Origin of the sequence: Bacillus sp. FSL R5-0443 (genome assembly GCF_038608285.1) — a bacterium.
GTDB lineage: Bacteria > Bacillota > Bacilli > Bacillales > Bacillaceae > Bacillus > Bacillus velezensis.
Genome location: NZ_CP152013.1, coordinates 2,605,188 through 2,618,131, shown reverse-complemented (window position 1 = coordinate 2,618,131; position 12,944 = coordinate 2,605,188). Strand labels below are relative to the sequence as shown.

The following is a 12,944-nucleotide window of genomic DNA, read 5'->3' as shown; positions in this document are numbered from 1 at the left end:
AAAAACGTGGGTTTACTGACAAAAAGCGCTGCTGCCTTCGGTGCCGCTCTGCTTCTGCTTGCGCCGTCTGCTTATGCAGCTGAACCTTTGCAAGGGAAAACCATTTATATCGATGCCGGACATGGCGGAGAAGACAGCGGGGCCGGCGGAAATGGACTGCTTGAGAAAAACATCAATTTAGCGGTGTCAAACAAGGTGATCGACAAATTGGAGACAGAAGGCGCAAAACCTGTTGCTTCAAGGACTGACGATACTTTTTTACGTTTGGACGAGCGGGTGGCGAAAGCAAGCGCCAGCCAATCCGATTTATTCGTCAGCCTCCATACGAATTCAGCCGTCTCAACGGCATCGGGCACGGAAACGTATTTTAATTCGACATATGAAGGAGCAGACAGCGAAAGGCTTGCTTCCGACATCCAGCAGCAGCTTGTCACGTCTTTAGGGATGAAGGACAGAGGCGTAAAAGAAGCTCCTTTTTATGTCATTACATATTCAAAGATGCCGAGTGTGCTGGCTGAATTAGGTTTTATCACAAATCCTCAAGATGCGGACAAGCTGAAAAGCGATAACGGACAAGAGCACGCCGCGGACGCCGTTGTAAAGGGAATCGAAACCTATTACAGCGGACGGTAATTATAAAATATGTGTAAATAGCGCCCTCCTTATGTGCATAACGATTATAATAGAGAAAACCGATGACAAACACCTGAGGTGACACATATGACGAATATTTTTGCCCACCGGGGGGCGTCGGGCGACTGCCCTGAAAATACGATGCCCGCGTTCAAAAAAGCGATTGAGGACGGGGCTGACGGAATCGAACTTGATGTACAGATGACAAAAGACGGCCGGATCGTGGTCATTCACGATGAAACCCTCGACCGCACGACGTCTTTGAAAGGATTTGTGAAAGATACGGCGTATGACAAAATCAGAACCGCCGATGCCGCCGGAAAATGGAAAGATGCTTTTAAAGGTGTCAGAATTCCGCTTTTGTCAGATGTGCTGCGTTTTGCGGAACGTGCTGATTTTCTGATAAACATTGAGCTGAAAAACAGTGTATTCCGTTACGAAGGAATGGAAGAAGAAGTGATTAAAAAAGTCAGATATTACGGACTGGAAAAGCGCGTTATTTTTTCTTCATTTAATCATGAGAGTCTCGCGGTTTGCCACGCCCTGGCGCCTGAAATTGAACGGGCGGTGCTGACAATGGATGTGCTGTACCGGCCTGAACGGTATCTTGCCGCCATTCCCGCTTCGGGTTATCATCCGAAGCTCGGTACGCCGGCGGTGAGCGCTGAAGTGATCAAACATCTTGCAAAACACCAAGCGGCGCTCCGTCCGTTCACCGTCAATCGTCCTGAGGATATGAAGCAGCTGATGAAAGCGGGAGCAGACGCAATTTTTACCGATTATCCAAAGCTGGCTGTTTCTATAAAAGAAGAATGCCGCAGCTGAGAAGACTGTTCAGACAGTCTTCTTTTTTTATGGGCGGGAAAAAGGCGGTGCACTCATAACTCGGTCAGCCGGTTCATATATTGTAACAGGGCGTTTTGTGTAAGCGTTATCTTTTATCTTATTGAAAGTGAGGCAAAATTGTGGGAAAAACGGTTATCGTCAGTGCGGCAAGAACGCCGTTCGGAAAATTTGGCGGCGCATTAAAAGAGGTAAAGGCGGCCGAGCTTGGCGGCATCGCCATAAAAGAAGCAATCAAGCGCGCCGCTATCAGTGAAAGCGAAGCGGAAGGAGCGGTGATGGGAATGGTCGTCCAGGCGGGTGCCGGGCAGATTCCGGCACGGCAGGCTGCAAGATATGCCGGGCTTCCGTGGTCCGTTCCGGCTGAAACCATTAATAAGGTCTGTGCATCAGGGCTCAGGGCCGTTACCATCTGTGATCAAATGATCCGGGCGAAAGATGCGGACGTGCTGATTGCAGGCGGAATGGAAAGCATGAGCAACATTCCGTACGCCATTCCGGCTGGCCGCTGGGGTGTGAGGATGGGGGACGGGGTGTTTCAGGATTTAATGGTTCATGACGGGCTGACCTGTGCGTTCGACCAGGTGCATATGGCTGTCCACGGAAGCACTGCGGCCAAAAAGTACGGCATTTCCCGGGATGAACAGGATCATTACGCTCTTTTGAGCCAGCAACGCGCGGCTGAGGCGGCCGAGGCGGGCAAATTGCGTGAAGAAATTGTCCCCGTCACCTGGACCGGCAAAAAGGGCAAACAGCATACCGTTGAAGCGGATGAGGGGCTGCGCCCTGATACGAGCCTTGAGCAGCTTGCAGCGCTCAAGCCAATTTTTACAGCCGACGGAACGGTTACAGCCGGAAACGCTCCCGGTGTAAATGACGGGGCCGGAGCATTTGTGCTGATGTCAGAGGAAAAAGCCGCAAAGCAGCATGTCAGGCCGCTCGCAGCGATACTTGGCTTTGCGTCAGTCGGATTGGAAGCGTGCGAGCTGGCAAGCGCGCCGGGAGAGGCCATCAGCCGGCTCTTGACAAAAACCGGACTGTCCGTTGACGATATTGATTTGTTTGAAGTAAATGAAGCATTTGCGTCCGTCGTGCTGGTGAGTGAAAAAATAGCCGGGTTCAGCCGGGAAAAAGTGAATGTAAACGGAGGGGCAATCGCGTTCGGCCACCCGATCGGCGCAAGCGGAGCGAGAATCATCATGAGTTTAATATACGAATTAAAGCGTCGCGGAGGAGGTTTAGGCATAGCGGCTATATGCAGCGGAGCGGCTCAAGGAGATGCCGTCCTGCTTGAGGTGTACTGATCAAAGGAGGGAGCGCCGGATGAAGATGAAAACAATCATGGTCGCAGGTGCGGGTCAGATGGGAGCAGGCATCGCGCAGACGGCTGCAGGCGCCGGGTTTGCCGTCAAGTTATACGATTGGGAGCCGGAAACGGTAACAAAAGGTCTTCACCGCATAAAGACAAACCTGGAGAAAGAGCAGGCAAAAGGACGGAAGTCACGGCAGGAGACAGATGCCGTTTTCAGCCGTATTTCCCCGGCAGAGCTCACAGAAGCGGGAGATGCTGATTTTGTAATTGAAGCCATTGCAGAAAACAAAAAAGCAAAAGCAGAATTGTTTGACACACTAGATAAAATCTGTCCCCCTCATGCCGTATTGGCAAGCAATACGTCTTCTCTTCCCATTACGGAGCTTGCCGCGGCCACAAAAAGGCCTGAAAAAGTAATCGGCATGCATTTTATGAATCCGGTTCCTGTCATGGAGCTTGTCGAAGTCATCAGAGGACTCGCCACATCGGAAGAAACGGCGGAAACAGTAAAGAAGCTTGCCGTCCGGATGAATAAAACCCCAGTCGAAGTCAATGACTTCCCGGGCTTTATATCTAATCGCATATTAATGCCGATGATTAACGAAGCCGTTTATTGCCTTTACGAAGGAGCAGCTTCAAAGGAAGCGATTGATGAGGTGATGAAGCTCGGCATGCGGCATCCGATGGGTCCTTTAACATTAGCTGACTTCATCGGGCTGGATACGTGCCTTTCCATTATGGAGGTTCTCTATGCGGGGCTCGGAGATCCGAAATACCGCCCATGCCCTCTGCTCAGAAAATATGTCAGCGCCGGCTGGCTCGGCAAAAAAAGCGGGCGCGGTTTTTATGAGTACGGCAGATGACGTAAAGATCATGAGGGGAGACGGCAGCCATGCATTTTACAGAAGAGCACATCATGATGAGAAAAATGGTGCGTGATTTTGCCCGCAAGGAAATCGCGCCGGTGGTTGAGTTCATGGAATCAACAGATGAATTTCCGGAGCGGCTGATTAAAAAAATGGGCGAAGCGGGATTGATGGGCATTCCCGTCCCGGAAGCTTACGGCGGGGCGGGTGCTGATACAACATCTTACATTTTAGCGATTCATGAAATATCAAAAGTCAGCGCGGCCGTCGGCGTCATTTTGTCCGTCCACACATCGGTAGGGACAATCCCGATTTTGCATTTCGGGACAGAAGCCCAAAAACAAACGTATATTCCGAAGCTGGCAGCGGGCGAATATATTGGGGCTTTTGCGCTTACTGAGCCTCAATCCGGATCTGATGCGGGGAGCCTGAAAACAAGAGCCGTGCGAAAAGGCGATTCATATATTCTGAACGGTTCAAAAATCTTTATTACAAACGGCGGAGCGGCAGATCTGTATCTGACATTCGCCATAACCGATCCAGGTAAGGGGAGAAAGGGAATTTCCGCGTTTATCATTGAGAAAAACACACCCGGTTTTTCTGTCGGAAAAAAAGAAAAAAAGCTCGGACTGTTAGGTTCCAATACTGTCGAATTGCAGTTTGACCAAGCGGAAATTCCGATTGAAAACCGGCTCGGCGAAGAGGGCGAGGGCTTTTCAATCGCCATGAAAAACCTTGACGTCGGACGGATCGGCATAGCGGCTCAGGCGCTCGGGATTATCGAAGCGGCGCTCGGCTGCTCGGTGGAGTACGCCAAAACCCGCAGCCAGTTCGGCAGACCCATCGCTTCGAATCAGGCCGTTTCATTTAAATTATCTGACATGGCGACGAATGCGGAAGCTGCCAAATTATTGGTCTATCATGCCGCTGATCTGTATCAGCGAGGGCTTCCGTGCGGAAAAGAAGCATCTATGGCGAAGCAATTCGCGTCCGATGCGGCGATGAAAGCGGCGGTGGAGGCTGTGCAGATTCACGGCGGCTACGGCTATATGAAAGAGTATCCCGCGGAGCGTTTATTTCGGGATGCGAAAGTCACGCAAATCTATGAAGGAACCAATGAGATTCAAAGGCTGATTATTTCTAAGTATCTTCTTCAATAAAAAGTGCGCAAAGGAGCGAAACCATGGAATCTTATTCTCCCGGTTTAGATGGCGTCATTGCGGTGGAAACGGGGATTTCTTTCCTGGATACACAGCAGGGCAGTATTTTAATCAAAGGCCACGATCTGATTGAGCTTTCTAAAACGGCCGGCTATATGGACATTGTTCATCTCTTATTGGAAGACAGACTTCCTGATGTGAAAGAGAAGGCGGCGCTTGAAGAAGACGTTCGGCGCGGCGGACACCTTCCCGAGGAAATCTTGCACATATGCCGTCTGCTGCCCGAACATACTCACCCGATGGACGGATTGAGGACGGGTTTGTCTGCGCTTGGAGGCTTTGACAAGGACATCGATGACCGTTCATCTTCCGTAAATCAGCACCGCGTACGCGGACTGATAGGCAAAATGCCGAATCTGACGGTCAACAGCTATCGAGTCATCAACGGGCTGGAGCCTTTGGCGCCGGTCGGAACCTTATCATACAGCGCAAACTTTTTATATATGATTACCGGAAAAACGCCGTCATCTTTGGAAGAAGAAATCTTCGACCGGTCGCTTCTTTTATACAGTGAGCATGAATTGCCGAACTCAACGTTTACGGCCCGTGTCATCGCTTCGACGCAATCGGATATTTACGGCGCGCTGACCGGAGCCGTCGCCTCGCTTAAGGGAAATCTTCACGGCGGAGCGAACGAAGCGGTTATGTACATGCTTGAAGAAGCGAAGGATACAGACGGGTTTACACAATTATTAACTCAAAAACTCGCAAACAAAGAAAAAATCATGGGCTTCGGCCACCGTGTCTACATGAAAAAAATGGACCCGAGGGCGCTCATGATGAAAGAAGCGTTAAAAAAGCTGTCTGATCTTTCAGGTGATTTCCGTCTTTATCATATGTGTGAAGCCGGCGAAACCGTCATGCGGGAGAAAAAAGGCCTTTATCCGAATTTAGATTACTACGCAGCGCCGGTCTATTACATGCTCGGCATCCCGATACCGCTGTACACGCCTATATTCTTCAGCGCACGGACGGTCGGATTATGCGCCCACGTCATTGAACAGCACAGCCGAAATCGGCTTTTCCGCCCGCGTGTCCGCTATACCGGAGCGCGCCTGTAAACAGATGAGAAAGGAAGATGAAAACATGACAGAACCCCGCCGAATGGACGCTGTAATCGAAGAGATTTCTGACTACGTGCTCCATCAGGAGATTGACAGTTCAGAAGCTTTTACTACGGCAGGACATGTGCTTCTTGATACGATAGGCTGCGGAATTTTGGCGCTCAGCTATCCCGAATGTACAAAGCTGCTCGGCCCGATTGTCCCGGGAACCTCCGTGCCCAACGGCAGCAGAGTCCCGGGCACGCCTTTTGTTTTAGACCCGGTCACGGCTGCTTTTAATATCGGCTGTATCAACAGGTGGCTCGATTATAATGATACGTGGCTTGCGGCGGAATGGGGTCATCCGTCTGACAATCTCGGAGGCATATTGGCTTGTGCGGATTATCTATCCAGAGTGCGGATTTCAGAAGGGAAAGAACCGCTTACCGTGCGCGATGTGCTTTGCGCAATGATCAAAGCGCACGAAATTCAAGGAATTCTCGCTTTGGAAAACAGCTTAAACAGAGTGGGGCTTGACCATGTGCTGTTTGTGAAAGTGGCGACTGCGGCTGTTTGCGCGCAAATGCTGGGCGGCTCAAAAGAGGAAATCAATAACGCCGTATCTCATGCCTGGATTGATAATTCAAGCCTCAGAACGTACCGTCATGCGCCGAATACCGGATCACGCAAATCATGGGCGGCCGGCGACGCGACGAGCAGAGGGGTATATTTGGCCCTTATGGCGCACAAAGGTGAAATGGGGTACCCGACGGCTCTGACCGCATCTGGGTGGGGATTTCAAGACGTATTGTTTAACCGGCAGGAAATGAAGCTTGCCCGCCCGCTTGGGTCTTATGTGATGGAGAATGTTCTGTTTAAAGTATCCTACCCGGCTGAATTCCATGCCCAGACAGCGGCGGAATGCGCGGTCCGGCTTCATCCGGAGGTGAAAGACCGCATCGAAGACATTGACAGGATCACGATTATGACGCATGAGTCGGCAATCCGGATTATCGATAAAAAAGGGCCGCTTCACAATCCGGCTGACCGGGATCACTGCCTCCAGTACATTACGGCAATCGGGCTGCTTTTCGGAGATATCACGGCCGATCATTATGAAGAGGAAACGGCGTCTGACCCGAGAATTGATACATTGCGGAGCAAAATGGAGGTGACGGAACACAAAGCGTACTCAAAAGATTACTTAGACCCGAATAAGCGATCCATATCAAATGCCGTACAGGTGCATTTTACAGACGGCACGGCTACGGGACGGATTGAATGTGAATACCCGCTCGGGCACCGGTTCCGCAGAAAAGAAGCCGTTCCGAAGATTCTTGCCAAGTTTTCAGCAAACATCAGCACTCATTTTTCATTGAAGCAGCAGCGTAAAATCAAAGAGGCCTGCGAACATAGCGGCCGAATGCAGAAGCTCAGCGTTAGTGAATTTATGGACTTATTTCTCGTATAAAATAGGAGGGTGACAAACATGACGTGGATCGTCAGCAAGCAGTCGTCTCAAGAGGAGCTTGCAGAGCGGTTCCGTACGCTGATGGCAGCGCCGGATCTATTGCAGATCCCCGGCGCTCACGATGCGATGGCCGCTCTTATCGCCAAGAAAACGGGGTTTTCGGCTCTTTATTTATCAGGCGCGGCTTACACGGCGAGCAGAGGGCTTCCTGATTTAGGGATCATCACGTCGGCGGAAATGGCTGAACGGGTTAAAGATCTGGTCCGCTCGTCTGACCTGCCCGTCCTTGTCGATATTGACACGGGTTTCGGAGGAGTGCTGAATGCCGCCCGGACGGCGAAAGAAATGTATGAAGCGCGCGCGGCCGCCGTCCAGATGGAGGATCAGCGCCTGCCGAAAAAATGCGGACATCTGAATGGGAAGCAGCTCGTGCCGATTGAAGAAATGGCGCAAAAAATCCAAGCGGTCAAGCGGGCCGCGCCGACTCTTCTTGTTGTTGCGAGAACAGACGCCAGACAGCAGGAAGGATTGGAGGGGGCATTAAAAAGGGCGTCCGCTTATATAAAAGCGGGTGCTGACGCTGTTTTTCCGGAAGCGCTCCAATCCGAAAGTGAATTCAGAGCGTTTTCCAAACAAATCAGTGTGCCGATTCTCGCAAACATGACTGAATTCGGAAAAACGCCGTATTACAGTGCTGATGAATTTTCCGATATGGGCTGTCAGATGGTCATTTACCCGGTCACGTCACTCAGAACGGCGGCCAAGGCTTTTGAGCGTATTTTCCGCCTTCTGAAAGAAGAAGGCTCGCAAAAAGAGGGGCTTTCGGATATGCAGACGAGAAAAGAACTATATGAAACGATCGCTTACGATGACTATGAAGAACTGGATCAATCCATTGCCAAAACGATACTGCCGGACGACTGAAAAAGCCCTTTTTTTTGCAAGGGCTTTTTTTACAGCTTTTTTTTCCTGAACCGCGGGCTGACTTGATTGCGTTTCCGATCTCTGTACAGAATAAACCCGGCCAGAACATAAAGGCCGAACAAAAAAAACGCCAATCCGGCCGCCCCCTGAAGAAAAAGGGACGGAAACGGGGAAAACGCATGCCCGAATAATGCATCTCTCATCAGCTTAATGCCGAGCGCCGCGACAGCGCCGGGGAGGACCAGAATCAAAAGCGCAACAAGCCGGCTCATATTCAGAAAACCCCTTTACGATATGTTTTCCTTTATTGTCCAATCGAAAAAATATTTTGTCAAGAGATCAAAACGTGGTAACATAGGGGTTGTGCAAATTATTGCAACGGGAAATACAGGTGTGCAAATTTTTTCATATAAAGGGGTATCGGGATGCAGAAGGTGCTGATTATAGGTGCTGGTAAAGGAGGCACGGCGCTCCTACAGATTTTGATGAAAACAAAGCTGATCCGGATTATTGCGGTGGTTGATCAAGATCCGGAGGCGCAAGGGCTGCAAGAAGCCCGGAAATATGGAATTGCAACCTCATCAGATTGGAAACCCTACATAACTGAAGATATAGATATTATCATCCATACAACAGGCGATAAAGCGGTCATGGATGAGCTGCTCCATGAGAAAAAAGAACAAACCATCGTCATGCCGGGAAAATTGGCGTACATGGTGTTTCAGCTGATGGAGGAAAAACAGCAGCTTATCCAAATGCTGAAGTCGCAGACGTATAAGCATGACCGGATTTTTAATTCAACGCACGACGGCATGATTTTTATAGACGTCAACGAAACGATCATTTTATTTAATCAGATGGCAGAAAAAATGGTCGGCCAAAAACGGGAGGATGTCATCGGCCGCCAAATTAAAGATGTAGTGCCGAACACAAAGCTGCCGCGGATTCTGGAAACGAGAGAGCCGGAATATAACCAGAAGCAGCTTCTCGGAAAGCACCTGCAGATTGTCACGACAAGACTGCCGATCATTGATGAAGGCGGAAAACTTCTCGGCGCGTTATGCGTGTTTAAAGATATCACCGACGCAGTTGAACTGGCGGAAGAGGTCACGAACTTAAAACAAATCCGCACCATGCTTGAAGCGATTATACAATCATCAGACGAGGCCATTTCTGTCGTTGATGAAAACGGCATCGGAATGTTAATCAACAAAGCGTATACAAAAATGACCGGGCTGTCAGAAAGCGAAGTCATCGGAAAACCCGCTTCCACCGATATCTCAGAAGGGGAGAGCATGCACCTGAAAGTATTGGGGACAAGGCGGCCCGTGCGGGGTGTGAGAATGAAGGTCGGCCCCAATAAAAAGGATGTTATCGTAAATGTTGCCCCCGTTATTGTGGACGGTATTTTAAAAGGCAGCGTCGGCGTCATCCACGACGTGTCAGAAATTAAAACGCTGACTGCTGAGCTGAATCGGGCGCGCCAGATCATCCGCACGCTTGAAGCGAAATACACGTTTGACGACATTATCGGCACGAGTGAACAAATGCTGGTCGCCCTTGAACAGGCGAAGCTCGGGGCGAAAACGCCGGCGACGATTCTGCTGCGGGGAGAATCCGGCACAGGAAAAGAACTTTTCGCCCACGCCATCCATAATGAAAGCGACCGAAAATACAATAAGTTCATCCGGGTCAATTGTGCGGCCTTGTCTGAATCACTGCTAGAATCCGAGCTTTTCGGCTATGAGGAAGGCGCGTTTACGGGCGCGAGGCGCGGGGGCAAAAAAGGACTTTTTGAGGAAGCAAATAACGGCAGCATTTTCTTAGATGAAATCGGAGAGCTGACCCAAAGCACCCAGGCAAAGCTGCTCAGAGTTCTGCAGGAAAAAGAAATTATCAGAGTCGGCGGCGCTAAAGCGATTTCTGTCAATGTCAGAATTATCGCAGCGACAAACGTCAACATCGAAAAGGCCATGGCGGAAGGCGCGTTCCGTGAAGACCTGTATTACCGGATTAACCGCTATCCGATCTCAATCCCGCCGCTTCGGCAGCGCAAAGAAGATATTGAAGCGCTGAGCATTCGGCTCATTGAAAAAATCAATCAGGATTACGGCCGCAATGTAAAGGGGCTTACGCCGAACGCGCTGCGAGCTTTAACAGCCTACAGCTGGCCGGGAAACGTCCGGGAGCTTGAAAATGTTCTCGGACGGGCAATGATATTTTTAGAGCCGCACATGGAACGGATCGAACAGCAGCATCTGCCTGTTTTTGAATCAGAGCTGAATGAAAAAAACGGCACCCAAAGTGATTTTCCGGATGTGGAAGGGGAAAAGCTGTCTCAGGCTGTTGAAAAATTTGAAGCGCACGTCATTCAAAAAACGCTTGAAAAGCATAAATTCAACCGAACCAAAACGGCAAAAGCGCTTGGTGTCAGTATTCGGAATCTGTACTACAAAATGGACAAGTACGGCCTTGCAAATGACGGCATGCAATAAATTGCAGAGAAAGCGCAAACAGCTGCATGTTTTCTTGAAGAAAGCCGGAATAAACCCTCCCGCATATTTGGCACGGAACTTGCATTGTTAAAAGCGGATTCGCACAAGGAAGGTGGTACAAAATGAAGCTGAGAGACCTAGTTGAAAAAGCCGCGGCAAAAAACGCAAAAACCATTGCAGTGGCCCACGCAGCAGATAAAGAAGTGATCCAGGCCGTCAAAATGGCGGCAGAACACTTGTCGGCACGATTTTTACTGACGGGTGACAGCGGAAAGCTGAAAGAGCTTCTGGCAAATGAGCCGAAGTTCAATGCTGAAATCATCCACGCCGATTCACCCGAAGAATCTGCGGCAAAAGCAGTGCGCGCAGTGCGTGAACAAGAGGCGGACGTTTTAATGAAAGGGAATCTCCCGAGCTCAACTCTTCTGAAATCGGTTTTAAACCGCCATGAAGGGCTTCGTTCAAAAAGGGTGTTATCACATGTAGCCGTTTTTGAGGTGCCGGACTATGACCGGCTGATGTATGTGACTGATTCAGCGCTGAACATTGCCCCGTCTCTTGAAGAGCTCGGGCATATTCTGCAAAATGCGGTTCATGTCGCACATTCAGTAGGGAACCCTATGCCGAAAGCCGCAGTCCTTGCCGCTATTGAAACGGTTAATCCGAAAATGGAGGCGACCCTTAACGCGGCTGCGATCGTCCAGATGTGCAACAGAGGACAGATTACCGGCTGCATTGCGGACGGACCGCTTGCTTTGGATAATGCCGTATCCCAAGCGGCTGCGCTGCAAAAAGGGATTTCCGGAAGCGTAGCGGGCCAGGCGGATATTCTCTTGGTTCCTTCAATCGAGGCCGGAAATATGCTTTATAAGTCAATGATTTATTTTGCGAAAGCAAATGTTGCTGCCGTCATCGCCGGTGCAAAAGCGCCGATCGCATTAACGAGCAGAGCGGATACCGCAGAAAATAAACTGTATTCAATTGCGCTTGCGATTTGCGCATCACAAGAACAGTAGGAGGAACGAACCTATGGAAATTTTTAAATATATGGAGACTTATGATTACGAACAATTGGTATTCTGCCAAGATGAACAATCCGGATTAAAAGCGATCATCGCGATTCATGATACGACGCTCGGCCCCGCACTCGGCGGAACAAGAATGTGGACATATGACAGTGAAGAAGCGGCGATTGAAGATGCACTAAGACTCGCAAAAGGCATGACTTATAAAAATGCGGCTGCCGGTTTAAACTTAGGCGGCGGGAAAACCGTTATTATCGGAGACCCGCGCAAAGATAAAAATGAAGAAATGTTCCGCGCGTTCGGCCGCTACATCCAAGGCTTAAACGGAAGGTATATTACGGCGGAAGACGTCGGCACCACCGTTGAAGATATGGACATCATTCATGATGAAACAGACTATGTAACCGGAATTTCTCCGGCATTCGGTTCATCAGGAAATCCGTCTCCCGTTACGGCGTACGGCGTCTACAAAGGGATGAAAGCCGCAGCGAAAGCGGCGTTTGGCACTGATTCCCTGGAAGGTAAAACAATTGCCGTGCAAGGCGTGGGAAATGTGGCTTACAATCTATGCCGCCACCTTCACGAAGAAGGCGCTTCTTTAATCGTAACGGATATCAATAAAGAATCTGTTAAACGTGCCGTTGAGGACTTCGGCGCCCGCGCAGTTGATCCCGGCGACATTTACTCACAGGCGTGCGATATTTATGCCCCATGTGCTCTCGGCGCCGTCATTAACGATGACACGATTAAACACCTGAAGGCGAAAGTCATTGCGGGAGCGGCCAATAACCAGCTGAAAGAAACACGCCACGGCGATACCATTCATGAAATGGGAATCGTGTACGCTCCGGATTATGTCATCAATGCAGGCGGCGTCATCAATGTGGCCGATGAGCTTTACGGCTACAATGCTGAGCGGGCTTTGAAAAAGGTTGAAGGCATTTATGCAAATATTGAGCGGGTGCTCGATATTTCCGCGCGTGACGGCATTCCGACATACTTAGCGGCCGACCGTCTGGCTGAGGAACGAATTGAGCGCATGCGCCGTTCAAGAAGCCAGTTTCTGCAAAACGGCCAAAGTATATTAAGCAGACGATAGGAATTTGATCTGG

Annotated in this window: 12 protein-coding genes; 11 read left to right on the top strand and 1 reads right to left on the bottom strand. The window is 50.0% G+C overall.

The features are described from left to right. Positions 1 to 6 precede the first annotated feature (6 nt). From NYE28_RS12885 to prpB, 8 genes are all read left to right on the top strand, one after another. On the top strand, positions 7 to 633 hold the full coding sequence (locus tag NYE28_RS12885) for an N-acetylmuramoyl-L-alanine amidase (RefSeq protein ID WP_025284986.1): 627 nt from the start codon (positions 7 to 9) through the stop codon (positions 631 to 633). 87 nt (positions 634 to 720) lie between these two features. Next, positions 721 to 1,458 carry a glycerophosphodiester phosphodiesterase gene (locus tag NYE28_RS12880; RefSeq protein WP_015240188.1) on the top strand — a complete coding sequence of 246 codons (738 nt, stop codon included), beginning with the start codon at positions 721 to 723 and terminating at the stop codon, positions 1,456 to 1,458. Between the two features lie 140 nt (positions 1,459 to 1,598). Beyond that, positions 1,599 to 2,780, top strand: coding sequence for an acetyl-CoA C-acetyltransferase (locus NYE28_RS12875; protein ID WP_033574140.1), 1,182 nt, complete (start codon positions 1,599 to 1,601; stop codon positions 2,778 to 2,780). A 19-nt stretch (positions 2,781 to 2,799) separates the two neighbouring features. Further along, entirely contained in the window at positions 2,800 to 3,651 is an 852-nt protein-coding gene (locus NYE28_RS12870; protein ID WP_337681038.1) for a 3-hydroxybutyryl-CoA dehydrogenase, read from the top strand. Between the two features lie 29 nt (positions 3,652 to 3,680). Further along, the gene (locus NYE28_RS12865; RefSeq protein ID WP_033574138.1) at positions 3,681 to 4,814 is read left to right on the top strand and encodes an acyl-CoA dehydrogenase; all 1,134 of its coding nucleotides are present in this window, start codon (positions 3,681 to 3,683) and stop codon (positions 4,812 to 4,814) included. 23 nt (positions 4,815 to 4,837) lie between these two features. Further along, a complete protein-coding gene (mmgD, locus tag NYE28_RS12860; RefSeq protein WP_033574137.1) occupies positions 4,838 to 5,935 on the top strand; it encodes a citrate synthase in 1,098 nt (365 codons plus the stop codon). A 25-nt stretch (positions 5,936 to 5,960) separates the two neighbouring features. After that, entirely contained in the window at positions 5,961 to 7,388 is a 1,428-nt protein-coding gene (locus NYE28_RS12855) for a bifunctional 2-methylcitrate dehydratase/aconitate hydratase (RefSeq protein ID WP_161936392.1), read from the top strand. A gap of 18 nt (positions 7,389 to 7,406) precedes the next feature. Continuing rightward, positions 7,407 to 8,312: a methylisocitrate lyase gene (gene prpB, locus NYE28_RS12850; protein ID WP_015417790.1), complete on the top strand. Its 906-nt coding sequence runs from the start codon at positions 7,407 to 7,409 to the stop codon at positions 8,310 to 8,312. A gap of 29 nt (positions 8,313 to 8,341) precedes the next feature. Here the strand turns inward: prpB and NYE28_RS12845 are convergent, their stop codons facing one another. Continuing rightward, positions 8,342 to 8,584 (bottom strand): DUF2627 domain-containing protein, encoded by a 243-nt coding sequence (locus NYE28_RS12845; RefSeq protein ID WP_007408378.1) that lies wholly within the window; start codon positions 8,582 to 8,584, stop codon positions 8,342 to 8,344. A gap of 153 nt (positions 8,585 to 8,737) precedes the next feature. Between NYE28_RS12845 and NYE28_RS12840 the strand changes: the two genes are divergently transcribed. From NYE28_RS12840 to bcd, 3 genes are all read left to right on the top strand, one after another. Next, positions 8,738 to 10,807, top strand: coding sequence for a sigma-54-dependent Fis family transcriptional regulator (locus NYE28_RS12840; protein ID WP_100001553.1), 2,070 nt, complete (start codon positions 8,738 to 8,740; stop codon positions 10,805 to 10,807). A gap of 122 nt (positions 10,808 to 10,929) precedes the next feature. Beyond that, on the top strand, positions 10,930 to 11,823 hold the full coding sequence (gene yqiS / locus NYE28_RS12835) for a phosphate butyryltransferase (RefSeq protein WP_015417787.1): 894 nt from the start codon (positions 10,930 to 10,932) through the stop codon (positions 11,821 to 11,823). A 13-nt stretch (positions 11,824 to 11,836) separates the two neighbouring features. After that, on the top strand, positions 11,837 to 12,931 hold the full coding sequence (gene bcd, locus NYE28_RS12830; RefSeq protein ID WP_043020804.1) for a branched-chain amino acid dehydrogenase: 1,095 nt from the start codon (positions 11,837 to 11,839) through the stop codon (positions 12,929 to 12,931). The last annotated feature ends 13 nt before the right edge of the window (positions 12,932 to 12,944 follow it).

What these genes read in the sequence shown, in the direction of transcription:
- NYE28_RS12880 (WP_015240188.1), top strand. Translation starts at nt 721, where the DNA reads ATGACGAATATTTTTGCCCACCGGGGGGCGTCGGGCGACTGCCCTGAA.
- NYE28_RS12870 (WP_337681038.1), top strand. Translation starts at nt 2,800, where the DNA reads ATGAAGATGAAAACAATCATGGTCGCAGGTGCGGGTCAGATGGGAGCA.
- NYE28_RS12865 (WP_033574138.1), top strand. Translation starts at nt 3,681, where the DNA reads ATGCATTTTACAGAAGAGCACATCATGATGAGAAAAATGGTGCGTGAT.
- mmgD (WP_033574137.1), top strand. Translation starts at nt 4,838, where the DNA reads ATGGAATCTTATTCTCCCGGTTTAGATGGCGTCATTGCGGTGGAAACG.
- NYE28_RS12855 (WP_161936392.1), top strand. Translation starts at nt 5,961, where the DNA reads ATGACAGAACCCCGCCGAATGGACGCTGTAATCGAAGAGATTTCTGAC.
- prpB (WP_015417790.1), top strand. Translation starts at nt 7,407, where the DNA reads ATGACGTGGATCGTCAGCAAGCAGTCGTCTCAAGAGGAGCTTGCAGAG.
- NYE28_RS12845 (WP_007408378.1), bottom strand. Translation starts at nt 8,584, where the DNA reads ATGAGCCGGCTTGTTGCGCTTTTGATTCTGGTCCTCCCCGGCGCTGTC.
- NYE28_RS12840 (WP_100001553.1), top strand. Translation starts at nt 8,738, where the DNA reads ATGCAGAAGGTGCTGATTATAGGTGCTGGTAAAGGAGGCACGGCGCTC.
- yqiS (WP_015417787.1), top strand. Translation starts at nt 10,930, where the DNA reads ATGAAGCTGAGAGACCTAGTTGAAAAAGCCGCGGCAAAAAACGCAAAA.
- bcd (WP_043020804.1), top strand. Translation starts at nt 11,837, where the DNA reads ATGGAAATTTTTAAATATATGGAGACTTATGATTACGAACAATTGGTA.